This window comes from Streptomyces sp. NPDC002144, assembly GCF_053593695.1.
The window spans coordinates 407,152-425,081 of record NZ_JBSFDB010000003.1 but is presented as its reverse complement, the minus strand read 5'-3'; the positions used below and the strand labels follow the sequence as shown (position 1 = coordinate 425,081).

The 17,930-nt window shown below is 72.2% G+C and carries 14 protein-coding genes; 7 read left to right on the top strand and 7 right to left on the bottom strand.

Annotated elements, in window-relative coordinates; translation table 11 throughout:
* Positions 1-274 precede the first annotated feature (274 nt).
* Genes ACWCQ1_RS06890 through ACWCQ1_RS06880 form a run of 3 tightly spaced genes read right to left on the bottom strand, consistent with a single transcriptional unit; the run spans position 275 to position 3,727 of the window.
* Positions 275-898: a TetR/AcrR family transcriptional regulator gene (locus tag ACWCQ1_RS06890; protein WP_133042862.1), complete on the bottom strand. Its 624-nt coding sequence runs from the start codon at positions 896-898 to the stop codon at positions 275-277.
* A 47-nt stretch (positions 899-945) separates the two neighbouring features.
* On the bottom strand, positions 946-3,030 hold the full coding sequence (locus ACWCQ1_RS06885) for a YhgE/Pip domain-containing protein (RefSeq protein ID WP_358595217.1): 2,085 nt from the start codon (positions 3,028-3,030) through the stop codon (positions 946-948).
* Entirely contained in the window at positions 3,017-3,727 is a 711-nt protein-coding gene (locus tag ACWCQ1_RS06880) for an ATP-binding cassette domain-containing protein (protein ID WP_133042860.1), read from the bottom strand. Before ACWCQ1_RS06880 ends, ACWCQ1_RS06885 begins: the two co-directional genes overlap by 14 nt.
* Positions 3,728-3,898: 171 nt before the next feature.
* Here ACWCQ1_RS06880 and ACWCQ1_RS06875 point away from each other — a divergent pair, with 171 nt between their 5' ends.
* The 3 genes from ACWCQ1_RS06875 (at position 3,899) to ACWCQ1_RS06865 (ending at position 6,198) form a co-directional block, all read left to right on the top strand.
* Entirely contained in the window at positions 3,899-4,465 is a 567-nt protein-coding gene (locus ACWCQ1_RS06875) for an SAV_6107 family HEPN domain-containing protein (RefSeq protein WP_133042859.1), read from the top strand.
* Between the two features lie 296 nt (positions 4,466-4,761).
* The gene (locus ACWCQ1_RS06870; RefSeq protein ID WP_208784646.1) at positions 4,762-5,532 is read left to right on the top strand and encodes a methyltransferase; all 771 of its coding nucleotides are present in this window, start codon (positions 4,762-4,764) and stop codon (positions 5,530-5,532) included.
* Positions 5,533-5,808: 276 nt separating this feature from the next.
* The gene (locus ACWCQ1_RS06865; protein WP_133042857.1) at positions 5,809-6,198 is read left to right on the top strand and encodes a DUF3040 domain-containing protein; all 390 of its coding nucleotides are present in this window, start codon (positions 5,809-5,811) and stop codon (positions 6,196-6,198) included.
* Positions 6,199-6,495: 297 nt separating this feature from the next.
* Here ACWCQ1_RS06865 and ACWCQ1_RS06860 read toward each other — a convergent pair whose 3' ends face one another.
* The 4 genes from ACWCQ1_RS06860 to ACWCQ1_RS06845 all read right to left on the bottom strand — a co-directional run bounded on the left by ACWCQ1_RS06860 (position 6,496) and on the right by ACWCQ1_RS06845 (position 12,241).
* Entirely contained in the window at positions 6,496-8,961 is a 2,466-nt protein-coding gene (locus ACWCQ1_RS06860) for a transglutaminase TgpA family protein (RefSeq protein ID WP_451026000.1), read from the bottom strand.
* A complete protein-coding gene (locus tag ACWCQ1_RS06855; RefSeq protein WP_451025999.1) occupies positions 8,958-10,331 on the bottom strand; it encodes a DUF58 domain-containing protein in 1,374 nt (457 codons plus the stop codon). Before ACWCQ1_RS06855 ends, ACWCQ1_RS06860 begins: the two co-directional genes overlap by 4 nt.
* Positions 10,331-11,371 carry an AAA family ATPase gene (locus tag ACWCQ1_RS06850; protein WP_133042854.1) on the bottom strand — a complete coding sequence of 347 codons (1,041 nt, stop codon included), beginning with the start codon at positions 11,369-11,371 and terminating at the stop codon, positions 10,331-10,333. The genes ACWCQ1_RS06855 and ACWCQ1_RS06850 overlap by 1 nt, the downstream gene beginning before the upstream one ends.
* Before the next feature lie 261 nt (positions 11,372-11,632).
* Complete coding sequence (locus tag ACWCQ1_RS06845; protein WP_133042853.1) at positions 11,633-12,241, bottom strand: beta-class carbonic anhydrase; 609 nt, start codon at positions 12,239-12,241, stop codon at positions 11,633-11,635.
* Positions 12,242-12,510: 269 nt separating this feature from the next.
* Between ACWCQ1_RS06845 and rsmH the strand changes: the two genes are divergently transcribed.
* The 4 genes from rsmH (at position 12,511) to ACWCQ1_RS06825 (ending at position 17,928) form a co-directional block, all read left to right on the top strand.
* Positions 12,511-13,467, top strand: coding sequence for a 16S rRNA (cytosine(1402)-N(4))-methyltransferase RsmH (rsmH, locus tag ACWCQ1_RS06840; RefSeq protein WP_358595210.1), 957 nt, complete (start codon positions 12,511-12,513; stop codon positions 13,465-13,467).
* A gap of 51 nt (positions 13,468-13,518) precedes the next feature.
* Complete coding sequence (locus tag ACWCQ1_RS06835) at positions 13,519-14,055, top strand: septum formation initiator family protein (RefSeq protein WP_358595207.1); 537 nt, start codon at positions 13,519-13,521, stop codon at positions 14,053-14,055.
* Between the two features lie 241 nt (positions 14,056-14,296).
* Positions 14,297-16,246, top strand: a complete 1,950-nt coding sequence (locus ACWCQ1_RS06830) for a peptidoglycan D,D-transpeptidase FtsI family protein (protein ID WP_451025998.1) — start codon at positions 14,297-14,299, stop codon at positions 16,244-16,246.
* A 161-nt stretch (positions 16,247-16,407) separates the two neighbouring features.
* The gene (locus tag ACWCQ1_RS06825) at positions 16,408-17,928 is read left to right on the top strand and encodes a UDP-N-acetylmuramoyl-L-alanyl-D-glutamate--2,6-diaminopimelate ligase (RefSeq protein ID WP_133043090.1); all 1,521 of its coding nucleotides are present in this window, start codon (positions 16,408-16,410) and stop codon (positions 17,926-17,928) included.
* The last annotated feature ends 2 nt before the right edge of the window (positions 17,929-17,930 follow it).

The window sequence follows — 17,930 nt, the reverse complement described above, 5'->3', positions numbered from 1 at the left end:
CGAGAAAGTGGTGACACGGAAACGGGCGCGGCTCCGGCACCGGCGACACGGGGCGCCGGAACGGAGCGGCCCGCCATCCGCTCCTTCCGCCGACGGTCGTCGGCGGGAGCGAGGCACGGGGGAACCCGGGGGAACGACCAGAAGGGGGTCCCAACGGGGGGAACGGGGGAGAAGAGAAAACGGGGGAGCACGAGGAGGCGCCGGTTCGAGGTGGCCCGCGGGGGACGCGGCCACAGCGGACCGGCGCCTTCGTGTGCGCTCGGGGTGATGCGGGTCAGCGGCCGCTGACCCGCCCCTGCAGCAGCCGGGACAGCGCCGCGTGGACGTCGTCCAGGGAGCGTTCCGGCTGGAAGGACTGCCAGTCCAGGGCGGCCACCAGCACCATGCCGACCAGCGCCGACGCGGTCAGCGGCACATCGATCTCGTCGCTGAACTCGCCGTTGTGAACGCCTTCGCGCAGGACGTCCTCCACCACGGCGACGGCCTGCTGCCGCACCACCATCAGCGTGGACTGCCAGGCCCGGTTGGTGCGCCACAGCTCGGCCACGTACAGCTGGGTGAAGGCCGGGTAGCGGTCGATGAAGACGAGACCGGCACGGATCATCGCGTCCAGGGCGTCGACCTTGCTGCCGCCGTCCCTGGCCGTCTTCTCCGCCGCCTCCCGCAAGGAGGCGGTGAGCAGGCCCACCCCGTGCCGCAGCAGCTCCTCGAAGAGGACCGACTTGCTCGCGAAGTTGTAGTAGACGGTGCCTTTCGCGACCCCGGCCCGCTCGGCGATCTCGTCGACCGTCGTGGCGGAGAACCCCTGCTCCGCGATGAGCGTGACGGCGGCCTCGTAGAGCTTCTGCCGGGTGGCCTCGCGGCGCGTGCCGCCCCCGGACGTGGTGCTGCTTTCCATGGCCCCGATTGTCACAGGTACGCGCCCGTGCAGGGCCTTCTTCCCGATCACAGGCTCAGCTCCGGGTGCAGCCGGTCCACCGTCCACACCTGGCGGCGGCGGGCCGACACCGCGGTCAGCGCGAGGGCGCCCGCAGTGAAGCCGACGAGCACCACGCACGCGTGCCACACCGGTCCGAGGCCGCCGCCCGTGATGAGCCGCCGAAGCGCCTCCACGACGTAGCTCATCGGCAGGAAGGGGTGGATGGCGTTGAAGAAGCCCGGGCTGGTCTCCACGGGGTACGTGCCGCCGGCCGAGGTCAGCTGGAGCATCAGCAGCGCGAGGACGAGGATTCTGCCCGCGGGACCGAAGCGGGCGTTGAGCCACTGGACGATCGCCGCGAAACAGGCCGCCACGAGGAACAGGAAGCCGATCGTGCCGGCCGCCCGCAGCATCTGCAGGCCGATCGCCCAGTGCAGGACGGCCATCAGCGCGCTCACCTGCAGCACCCCGACCACGACGACCGGCAGCCAGCCGGCGAAGGCGATCCGCCACGCGGACGAACCGACGCCCAGGGCACGCCGGTTGAGCGGCGGGATCAGCATGTACGCCACCATCGCACCCACCCACAGGGACAGCGGGATGAAGTACGGGGCGAAGCCGGTGCCGTAGTTGGGCGCATGGTGCAGGTCGTGGGAGGCCAGGCGGACGGGGTCGGCCATGACGCCGGTGCGCTCGTCGCGGTCCTTCTTGTCGTAGTCGGGGATCTTCTTGGCGCCGTCGTGCAGTCCGCCGGCGAGCTTCTCGGAGCCGTCCGCCAGCCGGTACATGCCACCGCTCAGCGTCTCGGCGCCCGACTCGGCGGTGCCCAGGCCCGCGTCCAGCTTGTCCGCGCCCGTACTGGCCGTGCCGAGGCCGGTGTGCAACTTCGTCGCGCCCGCGGCGACCTGGTGGGCGCCGGCGTTGAGCTTGTTGATCTGCTTGACGGCCGTGTTGACGTCCTCGTAGAGGTGCGGGGCGCGCTCGGAGAGGGCGCGGGCCTGCTTCTGGAGGGTGCCGAGGTTGGCCCTCATCGTCTTCAGGTCGCCGTCCTGGTCGGTGACGAGGGTGTTGAGGTCGTCGGCGACCGCCGCCACGTCGTCGGCCGCCTGCCGGGCCTTCTTCAGGTCGGGACAGGCCGGGTCGGGCAGGGGGGCGCTCTGGCAGCGGGTCTTGTAGACGTCGTCCAGGGCGGCGGCGGAGGCGTGTGCCGCCTTCGCCGCGCCCGGCGCGAGTTTCACGAGGACGTCCAGGTTGTCCTTGACCGTCCCCGCCGAGTCGGCGACCAGCCGGGCCGTGTCGCCGATGGTCTTCTCGTTGTCCTTGAGGAACGGGCCGGCCTTCGCGTAGACACCGTTGACCCTGTCGGCGAGCGTCTGGGTGCCGTCGGCGACCTGCTGCGAGCCGTCCTGGAGGGCGCCCGCTCCGGAGTCGAGCTTCTTCAGGCCCTTGGCGAGCTTGCCGCTGCCGCTCTTGGCCTCCTTCAGACCGTCCGCGAGGTCCTGGGAGCCCTTCTCCGCCTTTCCGATGCCGCCGTGGAGCGTGTCGGCCCCCTTCGCGGCCGTCACGGTCTTGTCGTGGATGTCGGAGAACGAGACGAAGATCCGGTCCAGGAAGGTGCGCGACGCCTTGGCGGACGCGGCCGAGCGGACCTCGTTGAAGACCGTGCGGGAGATCTGCCCGACGATGTAGTTGTTCGCGTCGTTCGTGCGCACCTGCAGCGCGCCGGTCTCCGGGGAGTCGCCCGAACTGGAGGCGATCCGCTCGCTGAAGTCGGCGGGCATGGTCAGTGACAGGTAGTAGGTGCCGTTCTCCAGACCCCTGCGGGCCTGAGCGTCGCTCACCTCGTGCCAGTCGAAGGTGTCGCTGTCCCGCAGTCCGTCGACGATGTCGTCGCCCGCGGTGACCTTCTTCCCGCCGGCGGTCGCCCCCTTGTCGTCGTTGACGAGCGCCACGGGGATGCGGTCCAGGCGTCCGTAGGGGTCCCAGAACGACCACAGGTACAGGGCGCCGTACAGCAGCGGCAGCACCAGGAGCGCCACCAGCGCGGCCCTCGGCAGCCGGCCGCGGCGGAAGCGCCTCAGTTCGAGGGCGGCGAGCCTAGGCGAGCGCATCGGCCTTCTCCTTCCCCTGTGTGCTCACGACGAGGGCGTCCTGCGGGGCCTGGCTGGACACCGCCACGACGGTGGTCCCGGCCTCGGCGATCGACCTCAACTGCGCCCAGACCTCGGCCCGCTCCGCGTCCGAGAGCTTGAGGTCGGTGTCGTCGACGCCGAGCAGCCGGGGATTGCCGAGCAGGGCGAGCGCCAGGGACAGCCGCAGCTCCTGAAGCCGTTCCAGATCGCGTACGGCGGTCCGGGAGCCCTTGGGCAGCGACTCACGGTCGAGCCCGGCGGCGGCCAGGGCGTCGTCGATCCGCAGCTTCGCCTCGGCCGTCCGCTCGCGCCGGGGCCGCAGCAGACCGCGCAGCGAGTCGCCGAAACGCCGTTGCAGCAATGCCCGTTCGCGCAGGTGCTCGCCGACGGTCAGGGCCGGTTCGAGGTCGGTGACACCGGCCACGTTCGCCAGGCCGCTGACCCGGCGTACGGCCGCCATCTGTTTGGGCAGCCGCCACTGGCCGACCTCGGCCGCTCCCTCGGTGGGTTTCATCCGGCCCGTGAGGGTCAGCAGCAGACATGTACGGCCTGACCCCGACGGTCCCTCGATCGCGATCAGCGAGCCGGGCGCGGCGTCGAACGTGACGTCGCCGAAGACCCGGCCGCGAGGGCCCCTGAGTCCGAGGCCGCGGGCCGTGACACCGGTACCGGGCACGTTCCCCCCATCCCCTGGTTCCTAGTGGTTTTGAACTGACTGGTCAGTGCAAAAACTACTCCGAACTTTCGATCGAAGCAAAAGGCCTGGTCAGAACGGATTGTCAGTGGCATACCGCACGATGGGCACATACGGCATCCGTGCCGTTACCCAGATGACAGGAGGTTCGTCATGGCCAGCTATCACGCAGCAGCCGCGCGTCGGCGCCGCGCCACCGGCCCTGCCCCCTCACTGACCGGTCCGGCGAGCGACGTCCATCCGGTGCTGCGCCGCGCCGCCGCCCCGCCGGCCGCCCTCGACCTGCTCGCCCAGGCCCGTGCCGGGCTCGACGAGGCGGCCGTGCTGGAGACTCCGAACGAGCGCTACGCCACCGCCCACCTCGCCGCCCTGCGCACGGCCGCGGCGGTGCTCGCGGCGCGGGGCCGCCCGGAGAGCACCGCGCGACGCCGTGCACGCATCCGGAGCGCTTGGGAAGTGCTCCCCGAGATCGCGCCCGAACTCACCGAGTGGAGCGCGCTGTTCGCCTCCGGGGCCCGGCGCCGCGCCCGGGCCGAGGCCGGTATCCAGGGCGCGGCGAGCCGCCGGGACGCCGACGACCTGATACGCGACGTGGCGATGTTCCTGCGCCTCGTCGAGCGCATGCTCGTGCTCCAGCCGGTCCTGCCCCAGCCCCGCCAGGACCCCGACCACCCGGAACCGGCCCCGGAGAACGACCGCGACTTCCCGGACGCGGGATGAGCGGGGGTGTGGGGCGAGCGGAGTCGCGAACGGGGGTGTGAGGGCGGGCGGACTGCGGGTCCGTTCCGGTCCGGGCAACGGCACGGCGGCCGGCGTGGGCGTCTCGGGGGCCGGGGGACGGCCGGGAGTCCAGCGGGCGAGACGTTGTGCGGGGCGGGGTGCCGAGGTGGCCTGGCGGGACGGTCGAGGCAATAGGGTGGAGGGCGCCTGAAGCCTTCCCTCCGTACGCCGGGCCGGGAGGCAGCCCGTTCGCTCCGCCGTGCAACAGGCGGTGCCGCGCCGAGGAGTCAACTGCCGTGTCGGACCCGCTGCGACCCCGCGCCTCCCTCCGTACCGCCGTGGTCTGGGAGGTGCTCCAGGACGCCCTCGACCGCCGTGTCAAGGCCACGGGACGGCAGGCGCTGGACGTCCTCGACACCGGAGGCGGCAGCGGCAACTTCGCGGTGCCCCTCGCCCGCCTCGGCCACCACGTCACCGTCGTCGACCCCAGCCCCAACGCCCTGTTCGCACTCGAACGCCGGACCGCCGAGGCGGGCGTCGCCGACCGCGTCCGGGGCGTCCAGGGCGACGCCCACGGCCTCTTCGACGTGGTCGAGCGCGGCGGGTACGACGTCGTGCTGTGCCACGGAGTCCTGGAGTACGTCGACGACCCGGCCGAGGGCCTGCGCAACGCCGTGGCCGCCCTGCGCACCGAGGGCGTCCTCAGCCTGCTCGCCGCCGGTCTCGGCGGCGCCGTGCTCGCCCGGGCGCTCGCCGGGCACTTCAAGGAGGCCCGCCAGGCGCTCGACGACCCGAACGGCCGCTGGGGCGCCGGGGACCCCGTGCCGCGCCGCTTCACCGCCGAGCAGCTCACCGCGCTCGTCGAGGGCGCGGGCCTGCGGATCGGTGCCGTGCACGGCGTGCGGGTCTTCGCCGACCTGGTCCCGGGCGTGCTCGTGGACACCGAGCCCGGCGCGATGGAGGCGCTGCTGAAGCTGGAGGAGGCGGCCGCCGAGCTCCCCGCCTTCCACTCGGTGGCCACCCAGCTTCATGTGCTCGGGGAGACCCCGGAGGCCACCGAGGCCTGAGTGACCCCTGTGCCGCGCCGCTGATCAGCGGCGCGAGTGCGCATGGAGTACGCCACAGGCCCCCCGAACGGGGGCTTGGCGCCGTATGATCGAAGGAGATCACCCGGCATGACGGGTCGGCCGCTGGGGAATGGAAGATTCAGCGAGCCGGGACGTCGATGGCGGAATCCGGTTGGCCAATTGGCGCAGAGGGGCGGGTTTCACGGGGGCGATTCCCTGCCTATCCTGAAGGGACCCCCCGGGTCGCCCCGGCGACTGCACGATGAGGAGGACTCCGTGCCGCTCTCTGAGCACGAGCAGCGCATGCTCGAGCAGATGGAGCGAGCGCTGTACGCCGAAGATCCCAAGTTCGCGTCGGCGCTCGAGGGAAGCGGGCTGCGTACGTACACCCGGCGGCGGGTCTACCAGGCGGTCGCGGGCTTCCTCGTGGGTATCGCGCTCCTCATGGCTGGAATGGTCGCCAAGCAGGTCTGGCTGAGCGTGGTGGGCTTCCTCGTCATGCTGGGCTGCGCGGTCCTCGCCGTGACCGGCTGGCGCAAGGCGCCCAAGCCGGGCGAACAGCCCGCCGGCGCCCCACAGGCACGCCGTCAGGCCCGGCAGAAGCGCTCGATGATGGACCGGATCGAACAGCGCTGGCAGCGCCGCCGCGACGAGCAGGGCCAGTAGCGCTCCCGACGACTCCGAGGGGTGACCACCACTGGTGGTCACCCCTCAGGCATGCCCGCGCGGGGGGCTCAACCCCGGGCGCCGACTCCGCTGAGCGGCTGAGCGACCGGCCGGCTCCAGTGAGTGCCGGCTGCAGTGAGTGGTTGATGCGGCTGAACCGGCAGTGCGGCTGAACCGGCAGTGCGGCTGACCGGCAGGCCCTTGAGCGGCGTCTCCGGAGGGCCGGGGAGCAGCAGTCGGCCCCGGCTCGGACGTTCCGAGCCGGGGCCGATCACGGTGTGCGCGGCGGGCGGGAGGTCAGCCGCTCTGCCGGCCCGGCCGGCCCGACGGGCGGCGGATCAGCGTGGCCCAGCGGTCGGCCATGCGGGCCTTGACGGCCGTCCAGCGGTCCGAAAGGTCCCACAGGGCGCGGACGGCCGAACGCGGGGCGATCACCGCACGGACCCGGGTGGTCCGGTTCGCCCGGGAGCGCAGGGCCGACCGCAGCGCGCGGACGTCGTCCGCCAGCCCCGGTACCGCCTGCGGCCGGGGCGCGTACAGCACCTGCTCCACGGCTCCCGCCACCCGGTGGACCCGCTCGGCCGTCGCCGGATCCAGCACCCCGAGCCGCACGATCCGCGCGGCGGCCTTCCTCGGGGTCAGCGCGTCGTCCGGCACGATGCCGTAGTCCCAGGCCGTGTCCGTCAGCTCACGCCAGACGGCCAGCACATGCCCGCTCGCCACCTGCGCGGCGTGACGGGCGTCCGCCTCGACCTCCAGCGCCGCCGCTCCGGCCGGGTCCCCGCCGCCGGAGGACGCGTGCTGGGCCGAGGCCAGCCGTGCCGAGCGCCGTCGCAGCCGCCAGAGCATGGGCAGCAGCGGTACGGCGAACACGAGGAGGGCGAGGACCCCCCAGCCGGCGTACCAGTACCAGGGGTGCCCCTCGATGCCCGGCTTGGCGGTGTCCAGCGGAGCCGCGACGCCGCAGTCCTGGAGCTTCTTCTCCTGCACCGAGCAGCTGGCGTTCGACGACGGCGCCGCCGACGCGGACGATCTCGCCGACTGCGAGGGCTGCACGACGTCGGGCAGGCTGTTGCCCGGCGTGTCCGACTGCGTGTACGGGGGAGTGACACCCCGGCTCGGGGTCGGCTCGAAGCGCGTCCAGCCCACGCCCTCGAAGTACAGCTCGGGCCAGGCGTGGGCGTCCTTCAGACCGACCGACACCGACTGGTCCGACTGCGGGGAACCGGGGGCGAAGCCCACCGCGACCCGCGCGGGTATGCCGAGGATGCGGGCCATCGTCGCCATCGCGAAGGAGAAGTGGACGCAGAAGCCCTCCTTGTCCTTCAGGAACTTGGCGATCGCGTCGGGACCGGTGCCGACCTGCACCTGCGTGCTGTACTGGAACCCGCCGTCGACGGTGAACCAGTCCTGGAGCTTGACGGCCTGCTCGTAGTGGTTGGTCGTGCCGGCGGTGACCTGCCGGGCGGTCCTCGCCACCACCGAGGGCACCGAGTTCGGCACCTTGGTGTAGTCACGCCTGATCGCCGCGGGCGCCTCCGGGGCGTTCGCGAGCTGCTCCGCCGTCGGCTGCACGTCCAGGCTCTTGACCAGGTACGTCTTGCCGCGCGTGGACTCCCCGTGGTCGCCGACCAGGGTCATGCCCACCGGTTCGTAGCGCCAGTTGCCGTCGATGTCCACGCCGCTGGGCGGGTAGGGCATCGGCAGCCAGTCCTGCGCGTACCAGTCGGCGGCCGAGATCCGGGTGTCGATCTCCGTGCGCTTGACGTCCGGCGCGAGGCCGGTCGGGGTCGGGAACTTGCCCGGCACGGAGGTGATGTGCCGCTTGGAGGGCTTCCAGGTGCTGCCGTCGAAGTCGTCCAGGGACACGATCCGCAGATACATGTCCGAGAGGTCGTTGCTGCTGGTCCTCAGGGACAGGACCTGGCGGTCCTCGTCCACGTTCAGGCTGTCGCGCAGCGAGACCAGCGGGTTGACCGCGGAGATCGTGCCCCCGCCGCCGTTGCCCACGCCCACACCGGTCCCCGCGCCGTCCAGCAGCCCGCCGCTCATCGAGGGCAGCGCGACCGGCACCACCAGCGCGATGCCCAGCGCGAGCACGCCGATGCGGCGCCCGGTACGGACCGGCGCGACCGCGCCCAGCTCCCCGCCCGGAGTCCGTGGCGCTCCGCCGAACACGCGCCCCCACTGGGAGAGCCGGTCCCGGCCCTCGGCCAGCAGCAGCATCAGATAGCCGGCCGCCGCGACCAGGAACCGTGCCCATTCCGCATGCCCCTCGTACAGCCCCGCGGCCACCGAGTACAGCGCCAGCAGCGGCAGTCCGGCCGGGGCCGCGCTGCGGTAGGTCACCGCGAGGGTGTCCACCGCGAGTCCGACGATCATGACCCCGCCCAGCAGCATCAGCCGGATGCCGTCCGACTCCAGCGGCGCCGGTATCGCGTACCGCGCGATGTCGTCGCCCCCCTGCCGCAGCAGGTCGGAGAAGTGCCGGAAGGCCTCGGGGCCGGGCACGATCCCGAGGAAGGCCTGCTGCCGCGCGAAGACCAGGGTCAGCATCAGCAGCGTGACCAGGGCCTGGGCCGCCACCGTCAGCGGCCGGGCCAGCGGCACCCGGCGGGTCGCCGCGCCCACGCCCGACTGGACGCCCAGCATGACGGCCGCCTGCAGGATCCAGGTGGCCGGCGAGACCAGTGGCTGCAGGGCGAAGGAGGCCAGCAGGGTGGCCGCCCAGGCGCACAGCGCCAGCCGTGTCCGCCCGCTCATGAACCCGCCCCCTCACCGCTCGGGCCGCCCGCCGCGGCCAGGCCCGTGCGCTCACGGTCCGCCTGCCGCCACAGCTCGCCCAGCGAGACGCCCCGCGGCACGCTCAGGGCGGTCCAGCCCGCCTCCCGCAGCATCCGCAGCCGCTCCGCACGCCGGTCCAACGGCCCCGGCACATCGCTCGGTTCCCGCACCCACGCCTCGCTGTCCAGCAGGAAGGCGAGCGCGCCCCCGCTGCGCTGGCGCATCTTGGCGGCGATCGCCGTCTGCTCCTGGTCGAGGTCGCCGAAGAAGGCCACCAGCAGCCCCTCGTTCCCGCCCCGCAGCACGTCGTACGCGCGGGACAGGCCCGCGCCGTCGGAGTGGTCGACCACCGCGAGGGTGTCCATCATCAGCCCCGCCGAGTCGGCCGTCTCCTGGCTCGCGCCGGCGAACCCCTCGGCGCCCTCGCCCGGCACCGAGTTGCCGGTGTCCGTCAGCAGCCGCACCGAGAAGCCCCGTTCGAGCATGTGCACCAGGACGGACGCGGCGCCCGAGACCGCCCACTCGAAGGCCGAGTCGGGGCCCGCGCCCGCGAAGGCGATGCCCCGGGTGTCCAGCAGTACCGTGCACCGGGCGCGCTGGGGCTGCTCCTCGCGGCGCACCATCAGCTCGCCGTAGCGGGCGGTGGAGCGCCAGTGGACGCGGCGCAGGTCGTCGCCATAGCGGTAGCCGCGCGGGATGACGTCGTCCTCGCCGGCCAGGGCGAGCGAGCGCTGCCGCCCCTCGCCGTAGCCCTTGGCCTCGCCGCTCAGGCGTACCGGCGGCAGCGGCTCCACGCGCGGGATCACCGTCAGGGTGTCGTACGAGGAGAAGGAGCGGGTCAGCTCGCACATGCCGAACGGGTCGGTCAGGCGCAGCTGGAGCGGGCCCAGCGGATAGCGGCCGCGCAGGTCGGAGCGGACGCGGTAGGAGACCTCACGGCGTCCGCCCGGCTCGACCCGGTCCAGCACGAAGCGGGGCCGGGGCCCGAGGACGTAGGGCACCCGGTCCTGGAGCATCAGCAGGCCCGTGGGCAGCCGGGAGACGTTGTCCATCCGCAGATGGACACGGGCCTCGCTGCTGGCGGGCACGCGCGCGGGGGAGAGCCGGCGGCTGCCGGCCACCCGGTAGCGCGTGCGGTACAGGAACGCGGCGCAGACGAGGGGGAGCGCGGCGAGCAGCAGGCCGACCCGCAGCAGATCGCTCTGGCCGAGCACATAGGCACAGATGGCGGCGGCGATGCCCGCCGCGAGGAAGGACCGGCCGCGGGTGGTCAGGCCCGCCAGGGCGGTACGGAGGCCGCCCTTCTCGCCCCGGTCGGCCTCCGTGTGCCCGGTCCCTCCGAAGGTCATCACAGCCTCCGCGGCGGTTGCTGGCCGTACGCCGGCGTGCCGTGGCCGAGGCCGCCGAAGCCACTGGGCTGCGTGGGCGCCGCGGGCACCGGCGTGCGCTGCAGGATCTCCTGGACGACCTGCTCGGCGGTGCGGCGGTTGAGCTGGGCCTGCGCGGTGGGCAGCAGACGGTGGGCGAGGACGGCGACGGCGAGCGCCTGCACGTCGTCCGGCAGGGCGTACTCCCGGCCGCTGAGCGCCGCGGACGCCTTCGCGGCGCGCAGCAGGTGCAGCGTCGCGCGCGGGGAGGCCCCGAGTCTGAGGTCGGGGTGGGTGCGGGTGGCGGCGACCAGGTCCACCGCGTACCGCCGGACCGTTTCGGCGACATGGACTCCGCGCACGGCCTCGATCAGCTTCACGATGTCGTGCGCGTGCGCCACCGGCTGCAGGTCCTCCAGCGGGGAGACGCCGCCGTGCACGTCGAGCATCTGCAGCTCGGCCTCCACGCTGGGGTAACCCACCGAGACCCGGGCCATGAAACGGTCGCGCTGCGCCTCGGGCAGCGGGTAGGTGCCCTCCATCTCCACCGGGTTCTGCGTGGCCACCACCATGAAGGGGCTCGGCAGCTCATAGGTCTGCCCGTCGATGGTGACCTGGCGCTCCTCCATCGACTCCAGCAGCGCCGACTGGGTCTTGGGCGAGGCGCGGTTGATCTCGTCGCCGATCACGATCTGCGCGAAGATCGCGCCCGGCTTGAACTCGAAGTCCCGGCGCTGCTGGTCCCAGATGGACACACCCGTGATGTCCGAGGGCAGCAGGTCGGGCGTGAACTGGATACGCCGCACGGAACAGTCGATGGACCGCGCCAGTGCCTTGGCGAGCATGGTCTTTCCCACGCCGGGCACGTCCTCGATCAGAAGATGTCCCTCGGCGAGAAGTACGGTCAGCGAAAGCCGTACGACCTCGGGCTTGCCCTCGATCACTCCCTCCACCGAACTGCGGACCCGCTCCACAGTGGCAGTCAGATCTGTAAGGCTCGCTCGATCGTCATAGGTCGTCACCCGGCCCTCCTCGGCCCGTTCTTTCTCCGGGCCGTCGCTCTGCGATGCGGACCGGCCCACCCCTGGAACACGGACACCACGCGTGAAAAGTTCCGCGTGACGCCACAACCGCATTCTTGCTGCCGTTACCGTTTCGTGTCACTCGACTGTGGACAAGTGGCCGCGATATGTCGGGTTTTACGGTGCTTGGGGTTCAAGCATGCGCGTGTTCCGAGGAAAACGAGAGGAAAAAGAGTGGGCCGGCGACGCCTCCGTGACCGGTTACGCCGGGTCGATCTCGCGCAGCAGGCCCGTCCGCACGTCGAAGACGAAGCCGCGCACGTCGTCGGTGTGCAGCAGGAACGGCGAGGTGCGCACCCGCTGCATGGACTGGCGCACGTCCTGGTCCACGTCGCGGAAGGCCTCCACCGCCCACGCCGGGCGCTGGCCGACCTCCATCTCCAGCTCGGTGCGGAAGTCCTCGGTGATCGCCTCCAGACCGCAGCCGGTGTGGTGGATGAGAACGATGCTGCGGGTGCCGAGCTTGCGCTGGCTGATGGTGAGCGAGCGGATCACGTCGTCGGTGACCACGCCGCCCGCGTTGCGGATGGTGTGGCAGTCGCCGAGCTGCAGGCCGAGCGCCTTGTGCAGGTCGATACGGGCGTCCATGCAGGCCACCACCGCGACGTGCAGCACGGGGCGGGCGTCCATCCCGGGGTCGGTGAACTCGGCGGCGTACTGCTCGTTCGCCTCGACGAGGCGGTCGGTGACCGTGCCGCCGCTTATGGCGCCTTCGGACTCGGTGGTTACGGATGCAGAAGTCGTCATGGTCACAACGGTACTGGTCACGGACGTTCCGGTCTCGGTGTGAGAGCGGGAAAAGAGCGTCATCACGTCCCTCTTGTGAGGTAACCCACACAGGTGGCGGGGGCTGGGCCGTCAGGGTGGTTTTCCCTGGTTTGCCGCTTGGCACGCATGCCGGGCCGCCACGCGCAGGCCGGTTGATTGACCGCGAGACACCGTGGACTAAAGTGACGCGAAGCGGGAGGCGAGGCCCTCCCTGCTGGACGAACTTACCGGAGGCCCCCACGAGGACGGCCTCCCCACGTGCGCGGGGACCCGGCGGTGCGTACGGCCCGCGCCGGACCTGAGAGGGCCCCTTGAGCAACAGTCGACATGTCCCGGTGATGCTCCAGCGGTGCCTGGACCTGTTGGCCCCCGCCCTTCAGCGGCCCCAGGCGGTCGTCGTCGACTGCACCCTCGGGCTCGGCGGGCACAGCGAGGCCCTGCTCGAGCGCTTCCCCGAGGCCCGGCTGATCGCCCTCGACCGCGACAAGGAGGCGCTGCGCCTGTCCGGCGAGCGGCTCGCCCCGTTCGGCGAGCGGGCCACCCTGGTGCACGCCGTCTACGACGAGCTGCCCGACGTACTGGAACGGCTCGGCATCGCGCGTGTGCAGGGCGTGCTGTTCGACCTCGGCGTCTCCTCCATGCAGCTCGACGAGGCCGACCGCGGCTTCGCCTACGCCCAGGACGCCCCGCTCGACATGCGCATGGACCAGACGACCGGCATCAGCGCCGCCGAGGTCCTCAACACCTACCCGGCCGGCGAACTGGTCCGCATCCTGCGCGCGTACGGCGAGGAGAAGCAGGCCAAGCGGATTGTCGCCGCCATCGTGCGCGAGCGCGACAAGAAGCCGTTCGACAACAGCGCCCGTCTGGTGGAACTGATCCGGGACGCGCTTCCGCAGGCCGCCAAGCGCACCGGCGGCAACCCGGCCAAGCGCACCTTCCAGGCGCTGCGCATCGAGGTCAACGGTGAGCTGTCCGTGCTGGAGCGGGCGATCCCGGCCGCGGTCAAGGCGCTCGACGTCGGCGGACGCATCGCCGTGCTGTCGTACCACTCGCTCGAGGACCGCCTGGTCAAGCAGGTCTTCGCGGCCGGTGCCGCCACCACCGCGCCGCCCGGCCTGCCCGTCGTCCCCGAGCGGTACCAGCCCCGGCTCAAGCTGCTCACGCGTGGTGCCGAACTTCCCACCGAGGAAGAGGTCGCCGAGAACCGGCGGGCGGCGCCGGCGCGACTGCGCGGGGCCGAGCGCGTCAGGGAGGACATCGAGTGAGGGGCGTGAGCGGGTTGGAGATCCGAACTCACCAGGTGGGCTGGGGGCGGTGTGAGTAGGAAACCCGAACTGAGGGGGCGGGCCGCCCGTCTCGCCCGGCTCTTCCCCGGGGCGCCGAGCCGCGGACAGGCGGCCCGTACCCCCTTCGTCCTGCTCGTCGTGCTCCTCCTGGGCGGCGGCCTGATCGGGCTCCTGGTGCTGAACTCCGCACTCAGCGAGGGCTCGTTCAAGCTCGACGACCTACAGAAGAACACCAAGAACCTCACCGACGAGGAACAGGCGCTCCAGCGGGACATCGACGCCTACTCCGCCCCCGAGGCCCTCCAGCGCCGCGCCCGCGAGCTCGGCATGGTCCCCGGCGGTGACCCCGCCTTCCTGAACCCGAACGGCACCGTGAAGGGCGTCCCCTCGGCCGCCGCCGAGCAGTCCTCCGCCCAACTGCCGCTCGCCCTCCCACCGGAGACCATCGGCTCCACCCCGGCCCCCGTCCCCAACCCGACCGCACCCCCCACGACCGACGGGACCCCCACGGCCGGCCAGACCCCGGCAGTCAGCGCCCCCGCCCCGACGACGACCCCCGGCAGGTGACGGAAGTGTCCGACAGGGAACCGCCGCGGCGACGTGTGCCCGGCCCCGCGCGCCCCGCCGGTCAGCGGCGTCCCGGCCCCGGCACCAACCCGGCCGCGCCCCCCACGGCCGACGGGACCCCCACGGCCCACGCGACCCCCATGGCCGTCGCGACCCCGGCGGCCGACGGAACTCCCACGGCCGATCAGACCCCGGCAGTCAGTACCCCCGCCCCGACGACGACCCCCGGCAGGTGACGGAAGTGTCCGACAGGGAACCGCCGCGGCGTCGCGTGCCCGGACCCGCGCGCCCCGCCCGCCCCGCCGCCGGTCAGCGGCGGCCCGGGCCCGGCGCCCGTCCGGTGGCCCGCCGGCCCGCGGCGCCGAACCTCCTCAAGCTCAGCAACCCCCGCCCCCGGCTGCGCATGGTCGCGCTGGCGCTGACCCTGGTGCTGATCGCGTTCGTCGTGCGGCTGCTGCAGGTCCAGGCCGTCGACGCGAGCACGTATGCCGCCAAGGCCGAGCAGAACCGGTACGTCGTGCACACCCTGGCCGCCGAGCGCGGCGGGATCACCGACCGGAACGGCGTGACCCTGGCGACCAGCGTGGACGCCTACGACCTCACGGCCGACCCGACGATGTTCACCCGCGCCCAGCTGAAGATCGACGACGGCCCGGAGCAGGCGGCCGCGCTGCTCGCGCCGATCCTCGGCCAGGACCAGGCCACCCTCGTCAAGAAGCTGCGGCCGGCCAACAAGAAGCTGCGCTACGTCCTGCTCGCGCGCCGTCAGACCCCGCAGGTCTGGACGCAGATCAAGGACCTGAGGAACGCGCTCACCCAGAAGGCGGCGACCGACCCGCGCACCGCCAACGTCCTGGCCGGCGTCTTCGCCGACCCCAGCAGCAAGCGCGTCTACCCCAACGGCGACCTCGCCGCCGGGATACTGGGCTGGGTCAACGACACCGGCCAGGGCGGCGGAGGCGTCGAGCAGGAGCTGAACAAGCAACTGGCCGGCAAGGCCGGCAAGATCCGTTACGCCCAGTCCGGCGGCCGGCTGATCCCCACCGCGGGCTCCACCGAGACGCCCGCGGTGCCCGGCAGCGACGTCGAGCTCACCATCGACCGGGACATCCAGTGGGCCGCCCAGAACGCGATCAGCGAGCAGGTCAAGAAGTCCGGGGCGGATCGCGGGTACGTGATAGTGCAGGACACCCGGACCGGGGAGATCCTCGCCATGGCCAACTCACCCGGCTTCGACCCCAACGACCTGTCCAAGGCGGACCCGAACGCCCTGCACAACTGGGCCGTCGAGGACGCCTACGAGCCCGGCTCCACCGCCAAGATCATGTCGATGGCCGCCGTACTGCAGGAGAACGTGGCCACCCCGCTGACGCATGTCGTGGTGCCCAACCGGCTGCACCGCGGCGACCGGCTCTTCAAGGACGACATCGACCACGCCACCTGGGACCTCACCCTCAACGGCGTGCTCGCCAAGTCCAGCAACATCGGCACCATCCTGGCCACCGGCCAGCTCGGCAGAACGCAGGCACAGGCCAACAAGGTCCTCTACTCCTACCTGCGCAAGTTCGGCATCGGCAGCTACAGCGGACTCGACTTCCCGGGCGAGACCAGGGGCATCCTCGCGCCGCCCGACAAGTGGTCGACCTCGCAGCAGTACACGATTCCTTTCGGCCAGGGCGTCTCCCTCAACGCCATGCAGGCGGCGTCCGTCTACTCGACGATCGCCAACGGCGGCGTCCGTGTCGAGCCCACCCTCGTCCGCGGCGCCAAGGGGGCCGACGGACGCTTCACGTCGGCCGCCAAGCCCCAGAAGACCAGGGTCGTCAGCGCGAAGACGGCGAAGACGCTCGCCCAGATGCTGGAGTCGGTCGTGGACGACCAGGAGGGCACCGGCACCAGGGCGCGCATCCCCGGCTACCGGGTCGCGGGCAAGACGGGTACGGCCAACCGCGTGGATCCGGCCACCGGCAAGTACCGCGGATACACGTCCTCGTTCGCCGGTTTCGCCCCGGCGGACAACCCGCGCGTGACCGTCTACTGCGCCATCCAGAACGCGACGAAGGGCAGTTACTTCGGCGGTCAGATCTGCGGACCCATCTTCAAGGAGGTGATGGAGTTCGCACTGAAGACCCTCCAGGTCCCGCCCACCGGTGCGAAGCCCGCGGCCCTGCCCGTCACCTTCACACCCTGATCAGCGCAACCAGTCAGGAACGCTCCGTGACCATGATCACTCCCGACTCCGGCAAGCCGGACGCCCCCCGCCCCTCGCTTCGCTCCCGGGCGGGTGCGCCCGGTACGCTCACCGCCGTGCCACACGCTGATCAGTCCCAAACCACCCAGAAGGGCGTTTCCGTGACATATCCGGGGCCGCCACGACCGGTTCAGGTCTCCGCCACACCCCTCGCGGAGCTCGCCGATCAGCTGGGTGCCGCAAGGCCCGAGAGCGCCGCAGAGGTCACGGGCATCACCCATGACTCACGCGCGGTCCGCCCCGGGGACCTGTACGCCGCCCTCCCGGGCGCCCGTCTGCACGGCGCGGACTTCGCCAACCAGGCCGCCGGCCTCGGCGCGGTCGCGGTGCTGACGGACCCGACCGGCGCCGAGCGCGCGGCGGCCACCGGCCTGCCGGTCCTGGTCGTCGACGACCCGCGCGGGCGGATGGGCGAACTGGCGGCCACCATCTACGGCCACCCGGGCCGCGACCTGCTGCAGATCGGCATCACCGGCACCTCCGGCAAGACCACCACCGCCTACCTCGTCGAGGGCGGTCTGAAGACCAAGAACAACACCGGCCTGATCGGCACGGTCGAGACGCGCATCGGCGACGAACGCATCAAGTCCGAGCGCACCACCCCCGAAGCCACCGATCTGCAGGCCCTGTTCGCGGTGATGCGCGAGCGCGGGGTCGAGGCGGTCGCCATGGAGGTCTCCAGCCACGCCCTGGTCCTCGGCCGGGTCGACGGCTGCGTCTTCGACATCGGCGTCTTCACCAACCTCAGCCCGGAGCACATGGAGTTCCACTCCGGCATGGAGGACTACTTCCAGGCGAAGGCGCAGCTGTTCACACCGCGGCGCAGCAGACTCGGCGTGGTCAACGTCGACGACGAGTACGGCCGCCGGCTCGCGGTGGAGGCGACCGTCCCGGTCGTGACCTACTCCGCCGAGGGCCACCCGGACGCCGACTGGCGGGCCGAGGACGTCGTGATCGGCCGGCTCGACTCCACGTTCACCGTGATCGGCCCCCAGGGCGAGCGCATCGAAGCCAAGGCGCCGCTCCCGGGCCCCTTCAACGTGGCCAACACCCTCGCCGCGATCGTCGCCCTCGCCGCCGCGGGCCTGGACCCGCAGGCCGCCGCCGACGGCGTCGCCGCGGTGCCGGGCGTGCCCGGGCGGCTGGAGCGCGTGGACGCCGGACAGCCCTACCTCGCGGTCGTGGACTACGCCCACAAGACCGACGCCGTCGAGTCGGTGCTGCGCGCCCTGCGCAAGGTCACCGAGGGCAGGCTGCACGTCGTGCTCGGCTGCGGAGGCGACCGGGACAGGACCAAGCGCGGCCCGATGGGCGCCGCCGCGGCCCGCCTCGCCGACACCGCCGTACTGACCTCCGACAACCCCCGCTCCGAGGACCCCCTCGCCATCCTTGCAACCATGCTCGAGGGCGCGGCGTCCGTACCAGCACACGAACGCGGCGAGGTCCAGGTCTTCGAGGACCGGGCGGCCGCGATCGCAGCGGCCGTCGCCCGGGCACGGCCCGGAGACACCGTGCTCGTCGCGGGCAAGGGCCACGAGCAGGGCCAGGACATCGCCGGGGTGGTCCGTCCCTTCGACGACCGCCAGGTGCTTCGAGAAGCCATCCAGCAGACCCAGGGATGAAC

Excerpts from the sequence above, each read along its gene's own strand:
- ACWCQ1_RS06890 (WP_133042862.1), bottom strand. The coding sequence starts at position 898 with ATGGAAAGCAGCACCACGTCCGGGGGCGGCACGCGCCGCGAGGCCACC.
- ACWCQ1_RS06885 (WP_358595217.1), bottom strand. The coding sequence starts at position 3,030 with ATGCGCTCGCCTAGGCTCGCCGCCCTCGAACTGAGGCGCTTCCGCCGC.
- ACWCQ1_RS06875 (WP_133042859.1), top strand. The coding sequence starts at position 3,899 with ATGGCCAGCTATCACGCAGCAGCCGCGCGTCGGCGCCGCGCCACCGGC.
- ACWCQ1_RS06860 (WP_451026000.1), bottom strand. The coding sequence starts at position 8,961 with ATGAGCGGGCGGACACGGCTGGCGCTGTGCGCCTGGGCGGCCACCCTG.
- ACWCQ1_RS06855 (WP_451025999.1), bottom strand. The coding sequence starts at position 10,331 with ATGACCTTCGGAGGGACCGGGCACACGGAGGCCGACCGGGGCGAGAAG.
- ACWCQ1_RS06845 (WP_133042853.1), bottom strand. The coding sequence starts at position 12,241 with ATGACGCTCTTTTCCCGCTCTCACACCGAGACCGGAACGTCCGTGACC.